Source organism: Streptomyces sp. NPDC048392, assembly GCF_043200575.1.
GTDB lineage: Bacteria > Actinomycetota > Actinomycetes > Streptomycetales > Streptomycetaceae > Streptomyces.
The window spans coordinates 411,690-430,042 of the sequence record NZ_JBICYB010000001.1 but is presented as its reverse complement, the minus strand read 5'-3'; the positions used below and the strand labels follow the sequence as shown (position 1 = coordinate 430,042).

Annotated in this window: 16 protein-coding genes and 1 riboswitch; of the genes, 12 read left to right on the top strand and 4 right to left on the bottom strand. The window is 74.4% G+C overall.

Annotated features, from left to right (window positions below):
* Positions 1–24: 24 nt before the first annotated feature.
* The gene (locus ACGFYH_RS01810) at positions 25–657 is read left to right on the top strand and encodes a response regulator (protein ID WP_393801139.1); all 633 of its coding nucleotides are present in this window, start codon (positions 25–27) and stop codon (positions 655–657) included.
* An 84-nt stretch (positions 658–741) separates the two neighbouring features.
* On the opposite strand, the gene ACGFYH_RS01805 is transcribed toward ACGFYH_RS01810, so the two are convergent.
* Positions 742–2,196 (bottom strand): MFS transporter, encoded by a 1,455-nt coding sequence (locus tag ACGFYH_RS01805; protein WP_393801138.1) that lies wholly within the window; start codon positions 2,194–2,196, stop codon positions 742–744.
* A 261-nt stretch (positions 2,197–2,457) separates the two neighbouring features.
* Between ACGFYH_RS01805 and ACGFYH_RS01800 the strand changes: the two genes are divergently transcribed.
* The 5 genes from ACGFYH_RS01800 (at position 2,458) to ACGFYH_RS01780 (ending at position 7,870) form a co-directional block, all read left to right on the top strand.
* Positions 2,458–4,218, top strand: coding sequence for an MFS transporter (locus tag ACGFYH_RS01800; RefSeq protein WP_393801137.1), 1,761 nt, complete (start codon positions 2,458–2,460; stop codon positions 4,216–4,218).
* Between the two features lie 441 nt (positions 4,219–4,659).
* Positions 4,660–5,310: a class I SAM-dependent methyltransferase gene (locus ACGFYH_RS01795; protein WP_393801136.1), complete on the top strand. Its 651-nt coding sequence runs from the start codon at positions 4,660–4,662 to the stop codon at positions 5,308–5,310.
* A 22-nt stretch (positions 5,311–5,332) separates the two neighbouring features.
* Positions 5,333–6,325, top strand: coding sequence for an N-acetylmuramoyl-L-alanine amidase (locus ACGFYH_RS01790; RefSeq protein WP_393801135.1), 993 nt, complete (start codon positions 5,333–5,335; stop codon positions 6,323–6,325).
* Between the two features lie 270 nt (positions 6,326–6,595).
* The gene (locus ACGFYH_RS01785) at positions 6,596–7,477 is read left to right on the top strand and encodes a DUF5336 domain-containing protein (protein WP_393801134.1); all 882 of its coding nucleotides are present in this window, start codon (positions 6,596–6,598) and stop codon (positions 7,475–7,477) included.
* 99 nt (positions 7,478–7,576) lie between these two features.
* Positions 7,577–7,870: a hypothetical protein gene (locus tag ACGFYH_RS01780; RefSeq protein ID WP_393801133.1), complete on the top strand. Its 294-nt coding sequence runs from the start codon at positions 7,577–7,579 to the stop codon at positions 7,868–7,870.
* Between the two features lie 12 nt (positions 7,871–7,882).
* Here ACGFYH_RS01780 and ACGFYH_RS01775 read toward each other — a convergent pair whose 3' ends face one another.
* The 3 genes from ACGFYH_RS01775 to ACGFYH_RS01765 are packed head-to-tail and all read right to left on the bottom strand — an operon-like array spanning position 7,883 to position 11,123.
* A complete protein-coding gene (locus ACGFYH_RS01775) occupies positions 7,883–8,989 on the bottom strand; it encodes a prenyltransferase (RefSeq protein ID WP_393801132.1) in 1,107 nt (368 codons plus the stop codon).
* Positions 8,986–9,720 carry a methyltransferase domain-containing protein gene (locus ACGFYH_RS01770; protein WP_393801131.1) on the bottom strand — a complete coding sequence of 245 codons (735 nt, stop codon included), beginning with the start codon at positions 9,718–9,720 and terminating at the stop codon, positions 8,986–8,988. Before ACGFYH_RS01770 ends, ACGFYH_RS01775 begins: the two co-directional genes overlap by 4 nt.
* Positions 9,714–11,123, bottom strand: a complete 1,410-nt coding sequence (locus tag ACGFYH_RS01765; RefSeq protein WP_393801130.1) for a glycosyltransferase family 4 protein — start codon at positions 11,121–11,123, stop codon at positions 9,714–9,716. Before ACGFYH_RS01765 ends, ACGFYH_RS01770 begins: the two co-directional genes overlap by 7 nt.
* Before the next feature lie 312 nt (positions 11,124–11,435).
* On the opposite strand from ACGFYH_RS01765, the gene ACGFYH_RS01760 reads away from it, so the two are divergent.
* The 6 genes from ACGFYH_RS01760 (at position 11,436) to ACGFYH_RS01735 (ending at position 18,264) form a co-directional block, all read left to right on the top strand.
* On the top strand, positions 11,436–12,101 hold the full coding sequence (locus tag ACGFYH_RS01760) for a TetR family transcriptional regulator (RefSeq protein WP_393801129.1): 666 nt from the start codon (positions 11,436–11,438) through the stop codon (positions 12,099–12,101).
* Positions 12,102–12,317: 216 nt separating this feature from the next.
* A riboswitch (cobalamin riboswitch) is annotated at positions 12,318–12,408 on the top strand.
* Between the two features lie 128 nt (positions 12,409–12,536).
* Positions 12,537–13,793 (top strand): prenyltransferase/squalene oxidase repeat-containing protein, encoded by a 1,257-nt coding sequence (locus ACGFYH_RS01755; protein ID WP_393801128.1) that lies wholly within the window; start codon positions 12,537–12,539, stop codon positions 13,791–13,793.
* Complete coding sequence (locus ACGFYH_RS01750) at positions 13,790–14,440, top strand: SCO2322 family protein (RefSeq protein WP_393801127.1); 651 nt, start codon at positions 13,790–13,792, stop codon at positions 14,438–14,440. The genes ACGFYH_RS01755 and ACGFYH_RS01750 overlap by 4 nt, the downstream gene beginning before the upstream one ends.
* Positions 14,427–15,698: an energy-coupling factor transporter transmembrane component T gene (locus ACGFYH_RS01745; RefSeq protein WP_393801126.1), complete on the top strand. Its 1,272-nt coding sequence runs from the start codon at positions 14,427–14,429 to the stop codon at positions 15,696–15,698. Before ACGFYH_RS01750 ends, ACGFYH_RS01745 begins: the two co-directional genes overlap by 14 nt.
* Entirely contained in the window at positions 15,695–17,386 is a 1,692-nt protein-coding gene (locus tag ACGFYH_RS01740; protein ID WP_393801125.1) for an ABC transporter ATP-binding protein, read from the top strand. Before ACGFYH_RS01745 ends, ACGFYH_RS01740 begins: the two co-directional genes overlap by 4 nt.
* Entirely contained in the window at positions 17,383–18,264 is an 882-nt protein-coding gene (locus ACGFYH_RS01735; protein WP_393801124.1) for an ECF transporter S component, read from the top strand. Before ACGFYH_RS01740 ends, ACGFYH_RS01735 begins: the two co-directional genes overlap by 4 nt.
* The last annotated feature ends 89 nt before the right edge of the window (positions 18,265–18,353 follow it).

Sequence of the window (18,353 nt, the reverse complement as noted above, 5' to 3'; positions counted from 1 at the left end):
CACGCCTGCCCCTAATCTTGCCCCGTGACCGACGAGACGCCCCGCGCCCACCCCATCCGCGTCCTCCTCGCCGAGGACCAGGGCATGATGCGGGGCGCTCTCGCGCTGCTGCTCGGGATGGAGGAGGACATCGAGGTGGTCGCGCAGGTGCCGGCCGGGGACGAGATCCTCGGCGCCGCGCTCACGCACCGCCCCGACATCGCCCTCCTCGACATCGAACTGCCGGGCCTGAGCGGCCTGGACGCCGCCGCCGAGCTGCGGGAGCGGGCACCCGGCTGCCGGGTACTGATCCTGACCACGTTCGGCCGCCCCGGGTACCTCAGGCGGGCCATGGAGGCGGGTGCCGCCGGTTTCCTGGTGAAGGACGGCCCGGTGGAAGGGCTGGCCGACGCGATCCGCCGGGTGCTGGACGGCGGGACGGTCGTCGACCCCGCGCTCGCCGCCGCCGCGCTCAGTGCGGGGCCCAGTCCGCTCACCGCCCGGGAGTGCGACGTCCTGCGGGCGTCGGCGGACGGCGCGACGGTCGCCGACATCGCCGCGGCCCTGCACCTCTCCGAGTCCACGGTCCGCAACTACCTCTCCGCCGCCATCGGCAAGACCGCCACCCGCAACCGCACGGAGGCCCTGCGCGAGGCCCGTCGCCAGGGCTGGCTGTGAACGTGTCCCCGGTGGGCGGGGTGGTTCGCCGGCCGCGGACCGGCCGGGGTCGCTCGCGCGGTTCCCCGCGCCCCTCCGGGGCGCTCAGTCCGTACCGCGTGCCACCGGTTCGGCCTTCGGCCTCCCCGCCGGCAGCCACGTCCACATCAGCAGGGCCGCGGCGACCAGCACGACCGCCGCCGTACGGAAGACCAGCGCGTAGCCGTCCGTCAGTGCCACCGGCCCGGCGTGCTCTCCCCCGGCCCGGGCCGCCGCGATCGTCGACATCACCGCGAGTCCCAGCGAACCGCCCATCGTCCGGGAGGTGTTGATCAGTCCGGAGACCAGCCCGGCGTCCCCGGGCGCCGCGCCGGAGATGGCCAGCGAGGCCAGTGGGGTGGCCGCCATGCCCGCGCCCAGCATCATCAGCACACCGGGGATCATGATCGCGGTCACATAGCCGCCGTCCGCGGTCATCGTCGACTGCCAGCCGAAGCCGGCGGCCGCCACGAGCGTGCCCAGGACGGCGACGTTCCGGGCGCCGATCACCGGCATGAACCGCGGGGCCGCCTTCGAGCCGAGGACGACCGCCAGTGAACTGGGCACCAGGGCGAGACCGGCCTCCAGCGGGGAGTAGCCCAGCACGTTCTGCGCGTACAGGGTCATGAAGAACCACATCGAGAACATCGACGAGCCGGACACCAGCATCGCCACGTTCGCCGACGCCACCGGCCGCAGCCGCAGCAGTCCGAGCGGCATCAGCGGCGCCGTCGTCCGCGCCTCGACGAGGAGGAACAGCCCGAGCAGCGCGAGCCCCGCGAGCAGCGGCACCAGCGTCGCCGTCGCCGCCCACCCCTCGGACTCGGTCTGCGAGATGCCGTAGGCCAGCGTGGCCAGCCCCGCGGTCACCAGCAGCGCGCCCGGCAGGTCGAGGCGACGGCGACGGCCGCCCCGGCTCTCGGTCAGCCAGAGCGCGGCGCCGGCCAGCACGACCGCGCCCACCGGCACGTTGATCAGCAGCACCCAGCGCCAGGACAGCCCGTCCACCAGGGCGCCGCCCACCAGGCCGCCCGCGGCGCCGCCCCCGGCGCCCACGGCGGTCCAGGTCGCGATCGCGCGGGCCCGGGCCGCGCCCTCCGGCACCGCGGCGGTGAGGATCGTGAGCGTCGAGGGAGCGAGTACGGCCGCGCCGAGTCCCTGCACGGCCCGTGCGGCGAGCAGCTGCCAGCCCTCCTGGGCGAGGCCGCCGCCCAGCGAGGCCAGCGTGAAGAGCCCCAGCCCGACCAGGAACATCCGTTTGCGCCCGTACAGGTCGCCGGCCCGGCCGCCCAGCAGCATGAACCCGGCGAAGGCGATGGCGTAGGCGTTGACCACCCACTGGAGGCCCTGCGCGCTCAGCCCGAGGTCGGTGCGCATCGAGGGCAGGGCGACGTTGACGACGGACACGTCGAGCACGACCAGGAACTGTCCGGCGCAGGCGAGCGCCACGACCAGCCAGGTCGGTGGGGTGCGGCGCGGGGATATCCGGGCGGCGTTGGAGGTACCGGTGGCTTCGAGCATAGGTGTCATGGTCTCAACCCGGGCGGGCCCCTTGCATCGGCATTTGGTCCCCGGTCCGTTTCGGGCCGTCCTGGGCCGTCCTGGGACCAAAGACCCAGGCGGCCGGCCGGTGAACCGCGCGTAGGCGTGTTCCCAAGAGAAGGTCAAGAATTAGTTAGGGACTCGAAGCAACGGAATAGTCGCCCCGGCGCACGAGGTTCATCCTGCACACACCACGACCGCACACGCATGTGCCGACTTCCGGCCTGGAGGCCCCACCCCATGTCCCACACGACGACCGACGAGCCCGTGCGTCGAGCGAGCGGGGCCACCGTCCCGGTGCTCGCCTTCGCGGGCATCGTCGTCGCGGTGATGCAGACCCTGCTCGTCCCGGTCATCAAGGACCTGCCCCGACTTCTGGACACCACGCCCAGCAACGCCACCTGGGTGCTGACCTCCACGCTCCTGTCCGGAGCCGTGGCCACGCCGATCATGGGCCGGCTCGGCGACCTGTTCGGCAAGCGCCGCATGCTGATCGTCAGCCTGTCGGTGATGGTGGTCGGCGCGCTGGTCAGCGCGTTCACCGACGCCCTGGTCCCGATGATCGTCGGCCGTACGCTCCAGGGGTTCGCGATGGGCGCGATACCCCTCGGTATCGGCCTGATGCGCGACATGCTGCCCCGTGAGCGGCTCGGCTCGGCGATGGCGCTGATGAGTTCCTCGATCGGCGTCGGCGGCGGCCTGGCGCTGCCCGCCGCGGCCCTGGTCGCGCAGCACAGCGACTGGCACTCCCTGTTCTACGGCGCCGCGGGCCTCGGTGTCCTGTCCATCGCCCTGACCCTCCTGGTCGTACCGGAGTCCCCGCTGCGCGCCAAGGGCTCCTTCGACCTGCCGGGCGCGCTCGGCCTGACCGCGGGCCTGATCCTCTTCCTGCTGCCGATCACCAAGGGCAGCGACTGGGGCTGGTCCTCGCCCACCACGCTGGGCCTGTTCGCCGCCGCCGTCGTGGTCCTGCTCCTGTGGGGCCTGATGGAGCTGCGCGTCGCGGCCCCACTGGTCGACCTGCGCACCACGGCCCGCCGTGAGGTGCTGCTCACCAACCTCGCCTCGATCATGGTCGGCGTCTCCTTCTACGTCATCTCGCTCGTCCTGCCGCAGCTCCTCCAGTTGCCCTCCGAGACCGGCTACGGCCTCGGCCGGTCGATGGTCGTCGCGGGCCTGTGCGTGGCCCCGCTGGGCCTGACGATGATGTTCACGGCGCCGGTGTACGCCCGCCTGTCCGCCCGCTACGGTCCGCGGACGACGCTGATCGCCGGCCTGGTGATCATCGGGACCGGTTACGCCGGTGGCCTCGGCCTGATGAACGCCGCCTGGCAGACCGTCGTCACCTCGGTGCTGATCGGCGCGGGCATCGGCCTCGCCTACTCCTCGCTGCCCGCGCTGATCATCGGCGCGGTCCCGGCCTCGGAGACGGGTGCGGCCAACGGCCTCAACACCCTGATGCGGTCCATCGGTACGTCGGTGTCGAGCGCCGTCATCGGCATGGTGCTCGCCAACACGGCGAACGATGTCGGCGGCGTCGCCGTCCCCACCATGCACGGCTTCCGCGTCTCCTTCCTGATCGCGACCGCCGCGGTCGCGGCCGGCCTGGCGCTGGCCTTCTTCCTTCCGCGCCGCAGCCCGGCGGCGGTCACACAGCTGCGCGCGAGCAGCGAGGAGGACGCGAACCTGGCCCGCGCCGAGCAGGCGCTCGCCGGAGCCGGGGAGCCCCCGCACGGTTTCCGCGGCCGGGTGCTGGCCGCCGACGGCGCCCCCGTGGCCCGCGCCAAGGTCACGCTGATCGACCGGCACGGACGCCAGGCGGGTGCGACCCTCTCCGCCGGTGACGGCAGTTACACCCTCGCCGTCCCCGCCGGGGGCCCGTACGTGCTGGCCGCCCGGGCCACGGGCCACGCCCCGCTCGCCCACGCGGCGACCCACGGCGGCGACCGCCCGGTCGACCTGGACCTGTCCCTGCCGGGCGGGACGGCCGTCCCCGCCTGACCCGCCCCCACCGGACGAGACGACCGTCCCCGCCTGACCCGCCCCCACCGGACGAGACGACCGTCCCCGCCTGACCCGCCCCCACCGGACGAGACGACCGTCCACGCCCGACCCGCCCCCACCGGACGAGACGACCGTCCACGCCCGACCCGCCCCCACCGGGCCAAACGGCCGTCCCCACCCGGCCTGTCCCCACCGGGCGGCAGAGCCCCCGCTCGACCCGCCCCCGCCGGGCGAGAGGGTCCCCACCCGGCCCGCCCCCCGCCGAGCGGGGTGGGGACCACCCGGCCCGCCCCCGCCGGGCGGGACGGCCCCGCCCGGCCCGCACGCACCGGTCCCGGCACCCCCTGTCGCACCGTGCGGCAGGGGGTGCGGCAGCATGTGGGGCACCGGCGCACCCGGGCCACGAAACGGCACATCCGCACCACCGAGAGGACCCGCATGTCCGCGGCACCCGCCCCCGACGTCCTGGCCGCCTTCGAGGCCGCGAAGGGGTTCATGCCCGCGCACGAGGGGCGTGCGCTGTACGCCGCAGCCGTGGAGGCGGGCGGGCTCGGGCTGCCGCTGCTGGAGGTCGGCACGTACTGCGGGCGCTCCACCGTCCTGCTCGCCGACGCGGCCCGCCGGGCCGGGGTCACCGCGCTCACCGTCGACCACCACCGGGGCAGCGAGGAGCAGCAGCCGGGCTGGGACTACCACGACCCGGGGACGGTCGATCCGGAGCTGGGCGTGATGGACACCCTGCCCGCCTTCCGCCGCACCCTGAACCGGGCCGGCCTGGAGGAGCACGTGGTCGCCCTCGTCGGCCGCTCGCCCCAGGTGGCGGCGGTCTGGAACGCCCCGCTGGGCCTCGTCTTCGTCGACGGCGGCCACACCGACGAGCACGCGAACGCCGACTACGAGGGCTGGGCGCCGCACGTGGCCGACGGCGGACTCCTCGTCATCCACGACGTCTTCCCGGACCCGGCCGACGAGTTCACCGGCCAGGCCCCGTACCGCGTCTACCTCAGGGCCCTCGCGTCCGGCGCGTTCACCGAGGTCTCCGTGACCGACTCGCTGCGCGTCCTGCGGCGAACGGGCACGGGGATCTGAGGGCCCGGTTAGAGTCGCTGACGTGTCGTACACAGGCCCGGACTTCGAAACTTCCCAGCCCCGCCGTTCCCCGCTGCGCCGCCCGCTGACCGTGGCGGTCGCCGCGCTGGTGCCCGGGGCGCTGCTCGGGTGGGGGGTGTACGCGGCGGTAGGCGGCCAGGGCGACGGGGGCGGTGGCGGCGCCGGTCACGCGGGCGGCGTACGGACGTCGACGGCACCGTCCTCCGGCGGCCCCGAAGCGTCCGCGGGCGACGACGGCGAAGAGCCCGCGGACGCCTCTGCCCCGGGCACGGCGAAGCCGTCCGCGTCCGCCTCGAAGTCCGCGCCCGCCGCGGCCTCCGGCCCCCTCGGGGGGAAGGTCGTCGTGATCGACCCCGGACACAACACCGCCAACTTCCAGCACGCCACCGAGATCAACCGCAAGGTGAACGTCGGTACGCACTGGAAGGAGTGCGACACGACGGGCACGGCCACCGAGGCGGGCTGGCCCGAGGCGAAGTTCACCCTCGACGTGGCCCACCGGCTGCGCACCCTGCTGGAGAAGCAGGGCGCGACCGTGAAGCTCACGCAGGACGGCGACCGTTCGTACGGGCCCTGCGTGGACGAGCGGGCCCGGATCGGCAACGAGGCGCACGCCGACGCCGCGATCTCGATCCACGCCGACGGGTCGGGGGCCGGCAACCGCGGCTTCCACGTGATCCTGCCGGGTTCGGTGCACGACGGCGCCGCCGACACCCGCGCGATCGTGGCGCCCTCCGCCGAACTGGGCGAGCGGGTCGCGGGCGGCTTCGTGCGGGTCACGGGCACCGCGCCCTCCAACTACCTCGGTGACGGCACCGGTCTGGTCACACGCACGGACCTGGGCGGCCTCAACCTGTCAACGGTTCCCAAGGTGTTCATCGAGTGCGGCAACATGCGCGACAGCGAGGACGCGGCCCTGCTGACCAGCGGCAGCTGGCGGCAGAAGGCGGCGCAAGGGATCTCGGACGGCCTTGCGAGCTTTCTGAGGAAGTAGACGACGTGGAGCCCTCCGACATGCCGGACAGGAGCAGGCGCTGCGCTCGCACTGCGGTGCCGCCCGCGCCGCCTACCTGAGTAACGGGATCGTGGGTTTCCCGCGCGAGTGGTGATCCGCGGCTGATCCCAAGGGACAGCCCCGTCGGAGCAACGATAGGGTCGTCCCTACGATGAGGGGCCACCCCCGCGCTTCACACCGGAACCTTTTCGGCGCCATCGTGACAGCGACGCCTCTACCGACGACGAGACGACCTACGAAGGACCTGAAGTGAATATCCGCTCCCTCACTCGAGGCGACGGCGTGGTGATCGGAGCAGCGGTGTTGCTGTTGATCGCGTCGTTCCTCGACATCTACTCGATCGACGGCGCCCCGGACAGCGCCGACATCCCCTCCCTGTGGGGCAGTGGCCCGGTCGTGCTCGGTGTCGTCCTGGCGGGCGTCATCGGCGCCGCGCTCGTCGTCGTGGCCCGCGCCCTGCCGCAGCCGAAGAAGGTGGCGGGCCTCGACCTCGGCCCGTTCGGCATCGCGTTCACGGTGTTCGCCGCCTGGTGCGCGCTCGGCAACGTCTTCGACCCGTCGGGCGCGTTCGACAACGACGGCGGTGTGGACGGCATCGGGGCCGGCATCGGCCTGATCCTCGCCCTCATCGCCACGCTGGTCATGGCCGCCGCGGCCGTGGCCACGCCGCTCCTCCCCGCTCTCAAGGGCTCCCTGATCCCGGCCGCCCGTCCGGCCGCTCCGCAGCCCTACGGCGGCCAGCCCCAGGGTGGCTACGGTTACCCGGGCGCCCAGCAGCAGCCGTACGGCGGCCAGCCGGGCCAGCCCGGTCAGCCCGGTCAGCCCGGACCCTTCGGCGGCCAGCCCCAGCCGGGCCAGCCGCAGCAGGCTCAGGCGCAGCCGGGCCAGCAGCAGGCTCCGCAGCAGGCCCAGGCGCAGGCGCAGCCGGCCGGGGACTTCTCCCCGTTCTGGTTCGCCGTGCCGGTGCCGCGTCCGCTGTTCGCGGAGGACGGCTCCCCGTCGCCGATCGCCGAGCTGGCGCCGGGCACCTGGTACCTGGCCGTCGAGCAGCGCGGCGCCAACCTGGTCGCCCAGACGCAGGACGGCCGCCGCGGCGTCCTGCAGGACACCTCGGGCATCCAGCGCGGCTGACCCGGCCCGCCCGTTCCACCACAACGGCCCCTCGCCCACCGGTCCTTCCGGGCGAGGGGCCGTAGGTTTCAAACACGCTTGCGGGGCCAGACGGAGTACATGTCCCCTCGAAGTCGTAGTGGCTCCAACTCCGCCGGAACGGCCGTCGCGGTGATCGTGGACATCATGGCCTTCATCCTCGGACTGTGGATCCTGATGTACCTGTTGGACGCGAACCGGGCCAACGACCTGGTGCAGTTCGTCCATGACGCGGCCAACTGGCTGGCCGGCTGGTCGCACGACCTCTTCACCTTCGACGAGGCCTGGGCCCGGGTCGTCGCCGGTTACGGACTGGCCGCCGTCGTCTACCTCTTCATCGGCCACGCCATCGCCAACCGTCTCCACCGGCACTGACGCCGGCCGGCGTCAGACGCAGCAGTCCGGGTCGAGCCCCCGCGGCAGACGGTCGCCGGCGAAGACCCGGCAGGTGGCCTCGTGGCCGCCGAGCGCGGCGACGGCGAGGAGCAGGGAACCGGCCGTCCAGGTGGTCAGTTCGCGCGGCCAGACCGCGTCGTCCTCGAAGACGTACCCCGTCCAGTACAGGCCGCTGTCCGGATCCCGCAGGTGCTGGATCGACTGGAGGATCTCCAGGGCGTGGTCGGACTCGCCCACCGCCCACAGGGCGAGCGCGAGTTCGGCCGACTCCCCGCCCGTCACCCACGGGTTGGGGACGACGCAGCGCACACCGAGGTCCGGGACCACGAAACGGTCCCAGCTCTCGGTGATGCGGGACCTGGCCTCGGTACCGGTCAGCGCGCCGCCCAGCACCGGGTAGTACCAGTCCATCGAGTAGCGGCCCTTGTCCAGGAACCGCTCCGGGTGGCGGCGGATGGCGTGCCGCAGCGCACCCGTCGCCAACTCCCAGTCGGGCTGCGGCTCCTCGCGCAGTTCGGCGATGGCGAGCGCGCAGCGCAGCGCGTGGTGCACGGAGGAGCTGCCGGTCAGCAGCGCGTCCGTGGTGTCGGTGCCGTCGTCGTCGCGGCGCCAGCCGATCTGCCCGCCGGGCTGCTGGAGGCGCAGCACGAACTCGACGGCCGCGTGGACGACGGGCCACATCCGGTCCAGGAACGTGTCGTCGCCGGTGGCGAGGTAGTGGTGCCAGACGCCGACCGCGACGTAGGCGACGAAGTTGGTCTCCCGGCCGCGGTCGGTGACGTCGGCGAAGTCCCCGTCGGCGTAGGCGGCGTACCAGGAGCCGTCCTGGTTCTGGTGCCGGGCCAGCCACGCGTACGCCCGCCCGGCGGCCTCGTGCTCGTCGGCCGCGTCCAGGGCCATCGCCGCCTCGACGTGGTCCCACGGGTCGAGATGGTGGCCGCGGAACCACGGGATGGCGCCGTCCGCGCGCTGTACGGCGAGGATGCCGCGGACGGTCGCGGCGGCCTCGGCGTCGGTGAGGACGCCTGGCAGGACGAGGTGTTCCGGACGAGGAGTGCGGGGCGCGCCGGACGTGCCGGGCCTGCGGGACGAGGTCACGCGGCGTCCACCGGCGGCAGGTGCGGCTTGGTCGCGTAGGCCACGAAGCTCTTGCCGATCAGCGGGTTCAGCGCCTGCTCGGCGAGCCTCGTCGCCAGCGGTTTCTTCATGATGTCCCACACCAGCAGTTTGTGGTACGCCCGCACCGGCAGCGCCTTGTCGTTGTCGACGCCGAACGCGCACTTCAGCCACCAGTACGGCGAGTGCAGCGCGTGCGCGTGGTGGGTGCCGTACGGCTTGAGGCCCGCCTCGCGGATGCGGGCGACGAGCTGGTCGGCCCGGTAGATGCGGATGTGGCCGCCCTCGACCTCGTGGTAGGCGTCGGACAGGGTCCAGCAGACCTTCTCGGGGCCGTAGCGCGGCACGGTGACCGCGATGCGCCCGCCGGGCCTGAGGACGCGGACCATCTCGGCGAGGACGCCCTTGTCGTCGGGGATGTGCTCCAGCACCTCGGAGATGATGACGACGTCGAAGGACTCGTCCGGGAAGGGCAGGGCGAGCGCGTCCCCCTCCATCGCGGCGGCGGTGGCGCCGGCCGGGGCCTCACCGGCCTCCTCCATCGCCGCGAACCACTTGGCGACCTCACGGATCTCCTCCGCGCTCCGGTCCAGCGCGACGACCCGCGCCCCGCGCCGGTAGCACTCGAACGCGTGCCGGCCGGCGCCGCATCCGAGGTCCAGGACGCGGTCGCCCGGGGCGAGCGGGAACCGGGAGAAGTCGACGGTCAGCACGTGGCCCTGCTTTCGGGGTAGACGCCGGTGTCACCGGTGGTCGGGGTCGGGTTCGCGGTCACGGGCACGGCCCTCCGGGCGGTCGTGCCGGAGGGGCGGCGGCCGATGGCCTCGCGGTAACGGGCCACGGTGCCCTCGGCCGCGCGGGCCCAGGTGAAGTGCCGCAGCACGCGTTCGCGTCCGGCCGCGCCCAGCCTGGCCCGCAGTTCGCGGTCGCCGAGCAGCCGGTTCACTCCGGCGGCCAGCGCGTCCGCGTCGCCCGGCGGCACCGCGAGGCAGGTCTCCCCGTCGGGTCCGGCGACCTCCGGGACGGCCCCGCCGGTGGTGGCGAGCAGCGCCGTGCCGGTCGCCATGGCCTCGGCGGCGGGCAGCGAGAACCCCTCGTACAGCGACGGCACGCACGCGACCTCCGCCGAACGCACCAGGTCGACCAGTTCGGCGTCCGAGATGCCCTTGACGAACTCGACGGCGCCTTCGAGGCCGTACCGCTCGATCGCCTGGGCGACGGGCCCCTCGGCGGGCCGCTTGCCGACGACGACGAGGTGGGCCCGGGGGTGCTCGGTGCGCGCCTTCGCCAGTGCCTCGACGAGGAAGACCAGGCCCTTGAGCGGCACGTCGGCGCTGGACGTGGTCACGATCCGGCCCGGCACCCGCGGCACCGAGGGGTCGGGCGAGAACAGGTCCGTGTCGGCGCCGATGTGGACGACGTGGACGCGGTCGTCCCGCACGCCGAGGTGGTCGACGATCTCCTGGCGGGAGGTGCCGGAGACGGTGAGCACGGCGGGCAGGCGGCGCGCGACGCGCTTCTGCATCCGGGTGAAGGCGTACCAACGGCGCACGGAGCAGCGGCGCTTGCGGCTCCCGGCGGCGTCGAGCTCCAGTTGCCGGTCGACGGTGATGGGGTGGTGGATGGTGGTGACGAGGGGTGCGCCCACGTCACCGAGCAGGCCGTAGCCGAGGGTCTGGTTGTCGTGGACGACGTCGAAGTCGCCGCGGCGGGCGCGCAGATGGCGGCGGGCGCGCAGCGAGAACGTCAGGGGCTCCGGGAAACCGCCGGTCCACATGGTGCCGACCTCGAGCGCGTCGATCCAGTCGCGGTACTCGCCGCGCTTCGGCGTGCGGAAGGGGTCGGGCTGGCGGTAGAGGTCGAGGCTGGGCAGCTCGGTGAGGCTCAGCCGGGTGCCGACGAGGGGGCCGTCGTCCAGGACGGGGTAGGGCTGGGCTCCGATGACCTCGACGCGGTGGCCGAGGCGGGCCAGTTCGCGGGAGAGGTGGCGGACGTAGACGCCCTGGCCGCCGCAGAACGGGTTCCCCTTGTAGGTGAGGAGCGCGATGCGCAGCGGTCCCAACCCGTCGGCGGCGGGCTCCGGACGGGGACCCGTCTGACTGGCCTCGGCGGTCACTCTGGGCCCCCTTCTCACTGCGCTGTCCCGCGACACTACGTCGGGACGTTAATCTAGAACAAGTTTCAGACTTGATCGTCAGAGGCTCCGAATCTACCGGCAGGTAGGGACGCTGTGACGAGTGGATCAGGTGATTCACGCCACGGCACACCAGGGCACGGCACGGCACACCGTGGCACCGGGCCCGGGCGAGAACCGGACGCAGGGATTCGGCGTTCGGCACTCAGCACTCGACATCCGGCAACCGGCAACCGGCAACCGGGACCACCAGACCGGAGCTTGTGGGAGAACTCGGGGGAGAAGGTGACCAGGATGGACAACCCGGCAGCGGAGACGTCCGGTTCGGTGTCCCGCCCCACCGCCCAGCCCCTCACCGAGCGGCAGCGGGAGCGCCGCCACCGCATCCTGCACGCGACCGCCCGGCTGGCCTGCCGGGGCGGTTTCGAGGCGGTGCAGATGCGGGAGGTCGCGGAGTCGTCGCAGGTCGCCCTCGGCACGCTGTACCGGTACTTCCCGTCCAAGGTGCATCTGCTGGTCGCGACCATGCACGACCAGCTGGAGCGGCTGCACGGCACCCTGCGCAAGAGCCCGCCCACCGGTGAGACGGCCGCGGACCGGGTGGCGCAGACCCTGATGCGGGCCTTTGGCGCGCTGCAGCGCGAACCCCGGCTGGCGGAGGCGATGGCCCGTGCCCTGACCTTCGCCGACCGCAGCGTCTCCCCGGAGGTCGACCAGGTCTCCCGGCAGACCACCGCGATCATCCTGGACGCGATGGGCGGCCTGGCGGACCCGACCCCCGGGCAGCTGTCCGCGGTCCGTGTCATCGAGCACACCTGGCTCTCGACCCTGATCACCTGGCTCGCCGGCCGCACCTCCCTCGCCCAGGTGCGGGTGGACATCCAGACGGTGTGCCGGCTGATCGACCTGACGGAGCCTGAGTCCGAGACGGGCCCGGGGGCCACCGCGACGCGGCGCTGAGCGCGGTCGCGTCGCAGCACCCACCCCGCGCCGGCCGCGTACACGTCGGCGGTGCGTCCCGTCCCGACCAGCCTCCCCGTCCGCATGCCCGGAACGTGTCCCCCAGCCGCCTCGTCCCCCGGCCGCCCCGTCGTCCGGCCGCCCCCGTCGTCCGGCCGCCCCTCGGCGCGTGTCCGGCCGCCGGGTAAAGTGGCGGCGTCGTCATCACCCGTACGGGGGGAAGCCGGTGCAATTCCGGCGCTGACCCGCAACCGTGAGCCGCCCGCCGAGCCCCGCGAGGACTCCCGGACGGTGAGCCGGACTGCCCCGCACGGACGTGACAGGCTCACGTGCCCGGCGCCGCCGGCGCACGGGCACCGTCGAGGCATACGGGGCCGAGCCGCCGGGGGTGCCCCGTGCTGCCCGGCCCCGCACAGGGAAAGGCACCCGCCGCTCATGAACGTCCGCCGTCGCTGCAGCGCCGCGGCTCTGGCCGCCATAGCCGTGATCGGCGCCGCGACCGCGCCCGCGGTCGCCGCCGATCCGTCGCCGTCCGCCTCCCCGGCCCCCCCGCCCGGGCTGTTCGGCACCACCGACCCCCAGTACGACGGCGTCTGGCGCCAGTCCCTGGCTCTGCTCGCGCAGGACACGGCGGGCCTGATCCCGTCGTCGAAGGCCGTGGAGTGGCTCACCGGCCAGCAGTGCGCGAGTGGCGCCTTCGCCCCCTTCCGCGCCGACCCGGCGGGGGCCTGCGACGCCAAGACCATGGTCGACACCAACAGCACGGCCGCCGCCGTTCAGGCACTGTGGGCCGTCGGCGGCCACGGCGACGTCGTCGAGGAGGCCCTCGGCTGGCTGAAGTCCGTACAGAACAAGGACGGCGGCTGGGGCTACAGCCCCGGCACCCCCAGCGACGCCAACTCCACCTCCGTCGTCATCGGCGCCCTGACCGCCACGGAGACGGACCCCGAGGACGTCGAGAAGGGCGGCAGGTCCCCGTACGACGCCCTGCTTACGTTCGCCCTGCCCTGCGCCGAGGACAAGGGCGCGGGCGCCTTCGCCTTCCAGCCCGGCAAGGACGGCAAGCTGCTCGCCAACGCGGACGCGACCGCCGCCGGCGTCCTCGGCGCGCTCGGCAGGGGTCTGGTCGCCGAGGCCGGCAAGAAGGCCGACGCCGCAGCCTGCGCCGACACGGACGCGCCGACCCGGGAGCGGGCCGCCGCGAACGGCGCCGCGTATCTCGCCGACGCCGTCGCCGAGGACGGCCACCTCACGTCCGCCCTCGGCGGTTCCGCCGACCAGCCCGACTACGGCAACACCGCCGACGCAGTCGTCGCCCTCGCCGCACGGGGCGGCGCGGACAAGGCGGCCGAGCCGCTGGCCTGGCTGAAGAAGAACGCCGCGAAGTGGGCCGCGCAGAGCGGCCCGGCCGCCTACGCCCAGCTGATCTTCGCCGCCCACGCCACGGGCACCGACCCGCGCGACTTCGGGGGCACGGACCTGGTCGAGCTGCTGAACGCGACGGGCCCCGCACCGCAGGGGATGGCGGCGAGCGACACCGCCACCACGAGCGACCAGGCCACGGACGGGGCCGAGGACGGGAAGAAGGACGACTCGCCCTTCGGCGTCTGGTGGTTCGTCGGCGTCTGCCTGGTCTTCGGTATCGGCATCGGCTTCCTGCTCAGCAACCGCAACAAGAAGCAGCAGCCGTGACCCCCCGTCGCTTCGTCCTCCTCTTCCTCGCCGCGTTCCTGCTGATCGGAGGTGCGGGCCAGGCGCAGGCCGCCGGATACCGCTACTGGTCCTTCTGGGACCGCGAGGGCGGGACATGGGTCTACGCCACCCAGGGCCCGTCACTGGCCCGCCCCTTGGACGGCGACGTCCAGGGCTTCCGCTTTTCGGTGAGCGAGAACTCGGGCGACGCGGCCCAGCCGCGCGGCGCGGCGGACTTCGCCTCGATCTGCGCGAAGACCCCGGCCGAGGAGGGCGGCAAGCGGGTGGCGCTGGTCCTCGACTTCGGTACGGCCCCCGACGCCCCGTCCGGCGAGACCCCGCCCGCCCCGCGCACGGCCTGCGCCCGGGTCTCCCCCGACGCGACGACGGCCGACGCCCTGGCCGCCGTCGCGGGCCCCCTCCGCTACGACACCAACGCCCTGCTGTGCGCGATCGCGGGGTATCCGGAGTCGGGGTGCGGGGAGCAGGTGTCGCGGAAGCGGGACCCGACGGCCGCCCCGGAGAAGAACGACACCTCGGGCGGCGGGGGCCCCTCGGTCGGCCTCATCGCGGGCATCGCGGTGATCGCCGCCCTGGCCGCCGCAGGCGCCTGGCAAGCAAGGCGGCGCGGAAATGCCACCGACTGACCCCGCCCCTGCGGGCCCTCCTCCCGCGCGCCCCGCGGGCAGGCGTGCCTCCGGGGCGACGGGGTTCCCCCGGCGCGCGCGAAGCCGGGCGTGGGGGAGGGCGGACGCGGGCGGCGCCCCGCACGCGCCGGCCGGCACCCCCGCCCCCCACCGGCACCGCGAGCCCCTGCACCCCGGCGCCTGGTGGCTCTGGGCGCTGGCCCTCGGCACCGCCGCCACCCGCACCACCAACCCCCTCCTCCTCGCCCTCCTCATCACCGTCTCCGCCTACGTCGTCATCACCCGCCGCCCCCACGCCCCCTGGGCCCGCTCCTACGGCGCCTTCGTCAAACTCGCCCTCGCCGTCCTCCTCATCCGCCTCCTGTTCACCACCGTCCTCGGCTCCCCCATCCCCGGCACCCACACCCTCCTCACCCTCCCCGAAGTCCCCCTCCCCGACTGGGCGCAGGGCATCCGCCTCGGCGGCCGGGTCACCGCGGAGGGCCTCGCCTTCGCGCTGTACGACGCGATGAAGCTGGCCACCCTCCTCATCTGCGTCGGCGCCGCGAACGCCCTCGCCAACCCCTCCCGCCTGCTCAAGTCCCTCCCCGGCGCCCTGTACGAGATGGGCGTCGCCGTCGTCGTGGCCCTCACCTTCGCGCCGAACCTGATCGCCGACGTCCAGCGCCTGCGCGCCGCCCGCCGGCTGCGCGGCCGGCCCGACAGGGGCGTACGCGGTCTGCTCCAGGTCGGACTCCCGGTGCTGGAGGGCGCCCTGGAACGCTCCGTGGCCCTCGCCGCCGCGATGGACGCCCGCGGTTACGGCCGTACCGCCCAGGTCCCGGCCCCCGTGCGCCGTACCACCGCCGCCCTCACCCTGGGCGGCCTGCTCGGCGTCTGCGCGGGAACCTACGGGCTGCTGACCGCCGCGGGCGGCACGTACGGCATCCCCGTGCTGCTGGCCGGGGTCGCCGCCGCCGTCGCGGGCCTGTGGCTCGGCGGCCGGCGGACGGTCCGCACCCGCTACCGCCCGGACCGCTGGGACGCCCGCGCCTGGCTGGTCACCGCATCCGGGGCGGCGGTCGCGGCGCTCCTGTTCCTCGCCGCGGCCCGCGACCCGGCGGCGCTGCACCCGGGCGTGGTCCCGCTGGTGGCGCCGTCGCTCCCGCTGTGGCCCGCGGCGGCCGTACTCGTCGGCCTGCTCCCGGCGTTCGTCACCCCCGCACCCGGGACCGCCGTGAAGGCGTCCGTGAGGACCGCCGTGAAGGAGCCGTCGTGATCCGCTTCGAGGACGTATCGGTGACCTACGACGGTGCGGCCGAACCCACCGTCCGGGGCGTGGACTTCGAGGTCCCGGAAGGCGAACTCGTCCTGCTCGCCGGTCCGTCCGGGGTCGGCAAGTCCACCGTCCTCGGCGCCGTCGGGGGCCTCGTCCCGCACTTCACCGGCGGCACGCTGAGCGGCCGGGTCACCGTGGCGGGCCGCGACACCCGCACCCACAAGCCGCGCGAACTCGCCGACGTGGTCGGCACGGTCGGCCAGGACCCGCTCTCCCACTTCGTGACGGACACCGTCGAGGACGAACTGGCCTACGGCATGGAGTCGTTGGGCCTGCCCCCCGACGTGATGCGCCGCCGGGTCGAGGAGACCCTCGACCTCCTGGGCCTGTCCGGCCTCCGGTCCCGCCCGATCGCCACGCTCTCCGGCGGCCAGCAGCAGCGCGTCGCCATCGGCTCGGTCCTCACCCCGCACCCGGACGTGCTGGTCCTGGACGAACCGACCTCCGCCCTGGACCCGGCGGCGGCGGAGGAGGTCCTGGCCGTACTCCAGCGCCTGGTCCACGACCTCGGTACGACGGTCCTGATGGCCGAGCACCGCCTTGAGCGGGTCATCCAGTACGCCGACCGGGTCGTCCTGCTCCCGGCCCCGGGGGAGCCGCCGCTCCTCGGCTCCCCGGCGGACGTGATGGCCGTGTCCCCGGTGTACCCGCCGGTGGTGGGCCTGGGCAGGCTGGCGGGCTGGTCCCCGCTGCCGCTGACGATCCGCGACGCCCGCCGCCGCGCCGCTCCACTGCGCGAGCGCCTGGCCGACCGGGAGATCCCGGACCGCACGCCGCCGCCGTCCGCCCCGCTCCCGGGGCCGCCCGCCCCGCGGCCCGCGGCCTCCCGTTGGCGCCGCCGCAGGACACCTCCGCGGACCCCCTCGGCTCCCTCCCCGTACGCCGCCGAGGTCCGTGCCCTCGCCGTGCGCCGCGACCGCGTCCAGGCCCTGCGCCACGTCGACCTCACCGTCTCCCCCGGCGAGACGGTCGCCCTGATGGGCCGCAACGGTGCCGGCAAGTCGACCCTTCTCTCCGCGCTCGTGGGCCTGGTCGAGCCGTCCGCCGGTTCGGTCCGGGCCGGCGACGCCGTGCCGCACCGCACCGCGCCCCGTGATCTCGTACGCCGGGCCGGTCTGGTCCCGCAGGAGCCGCGGGACCTGCTGTACGCCGACACGGTCGCCGCCGAGTGCGCGGCCGCCGACCGGGACGCGGAGGCGGCCCCCGGCACCTGCCGCGCCCTGCTGGCGGAGCTGCTCCCCGGCGTCACGGACGACACACACCCCCGGGACCTCTCGGAGGGCCAGCGCCTCACCCTCGCCCTGTCCGTTGTCCTGGCGGCCCGCCCTCCCCTCCTCCTCCTGGACGAGCCGACGCGCGGCCTGGACTACGCGGCGAAGGCCCGGCTGGCCGGCATCCTGCGCGGCCTGGCCGCCGAGGGCCACGCGATCGTCCTGGCCACGCACGACGTGGAACTCGCCGCCGAACTGGCCCACCGGGTCGTGCTGCTCGCGGAGGGCGAGGTGATCGCCGACGGCCCGGCGGCGGACGTGGTGGTGGCCTCCCCGTCCTTCGCCCCGCAGGTCGCCAAGGTGCTGGCGCCGAGGAAGTGGCTGACGGTGGCGCAGGTGCGGGAGGCCCTGTCATGACCGCAAACCGTGCCGTCTCCCGCGACCGTTCTCGTGACCGTTCTCGTGACCGGCAGGCCCGCGCGGTCCGCCTGGGCCCGCGTTCCGTCGCCGCGCTGGTCCTGGTGGGCGCGGTGGGCGTGGCGGGTTTCGGGTGGCCGTTCCTGGCCCCGCCGGACGCCTCGCTGAACGCGCACGCGCAGGACGCGCCGTGGCTGTTCGCGGGCGTGCTGGTCCTGCTGGTGGCGGTGGTGGCGGCGACGATCTCGGAGTCGGGCCTCGGCCCGAAGGCGGTGGCGATGCTCGGCGTCCTGGCCGCGGCGGGCGCCGCGCTGCGCCCCATCGGCGCGGGGACGGCCGGCCTGGAACCGATGTTCTTCCTCATGGTCCTCAGCGGCCGGGTCCTGGGCCCCGGCTTCGGCTTCGTCCTCGGGTCGGTCACGATGTTCGCGTCCGCGCTGCTCACGGGCGGGGTGGGGCCGTGGATGCCGTTCCAGATGCTGGCGATGGGCTGGTTCACGATGGGCGCGGGCCTGCTGCCGGGCCCCGACCGCCTGCGCGGCCGCGCGGAGCTGCTCATGCTGGCCGCGTACGGCTTCCTGGCGGCCTTCGCGTACGGGACCGTGATGAACCTCGCGGGCTGGACCTTCATGAACACGCTCGCCTCGAACATCGCCTTCGACCCGGGCGCGTCGGTCCCCGACAACCTGGCCCGCTTCCTCGCCTACTGCCTGACCACGTCGCTGGGCTGGGACGGGGGCCGCGCCGCCATGACGGTCGTGCTGATCCTGGCCCTCGGCACCCCGGTCCTCAAGGCGCTGCGCCGCGCGACCCGCAGGGCGGCCTTCGAGACGCCGGTCACGTTCGAGGAGGCCGGCGAGGTGAGCCGCCCCACGTGACGTGGTTCACCTACGAGGCGGCTACGTAGGCGAGGCCCGGGCCGGTGGAGGGCCGCAGGGCACCGCAGCCGGGCATCGCCGCCCTCACC

What these genes read in the sequence shown, in the direction of transcription:
- ACGFYH_RS01805 (WP_393801138.1), bottom strand. Translation starts at nt 2,196, where the DNA reads ATGCTCGAAGCCACCGGTACCTCCAACGCCGCCCGGATATCCCCGCGC.
- ACGFYH_RS01800 (WP_393801137.1), top strand. Translation starts at nt 2,458, where the DNA reads ATGTCCCACACGACGACCGACGAGCCCGTGCGTCGAGCGAGCGGGGCC.
- ACGFYH_RS01795 (WP_393801136.1), top strand. Translation starts at nt 4,660, where the DNA reads ATGTCCGCGGCACCCGCCCCCGACGTCCTGGCCGCCTTCGAGGCCGCG.
- ACGFYH_RS01780 (WP_393801133.1), top strand. Translation starts at nt 7,577, where the DNA reads ATGTCCCCTCGAAGTCGTAGTGGCTCCAACTCCGCCGGAACGGCCGTC.
- ACGFYH_RS01760 (WP_393801129.1), top strand. Translation starts at nt 11,436, where the DNA reads ATGGACAACCCGGCAGCGGAGACGTCCGGTTCGGTGTCCCGCCCCACC.
- ACGFYH_RS01755 (WP_393801128.1), top strand. Translation starts at nt 12,537, where the DNA reads ATGAACGTCCGCCGTCGCTGCAGCGCCGCGGCTCTGGCCGCCATAGCC.
- ACGFYH_RS01745 (WP_393801126.1), top strand. Translation starts at nt 14,427, where the DNA reads ATGCCACCGACTGACCCCGCCCCTGCGGGCCCTCCTCCCGCGCGCCCC.
- ACGFYH_RS01735 (WP_393801124.1), top strand. Translation starts at nt 17,383, where the DNA reads ATGACCGCAAACCGTGCCGTCTCCCGCGACCGTTCTCGTGACCGTTCT.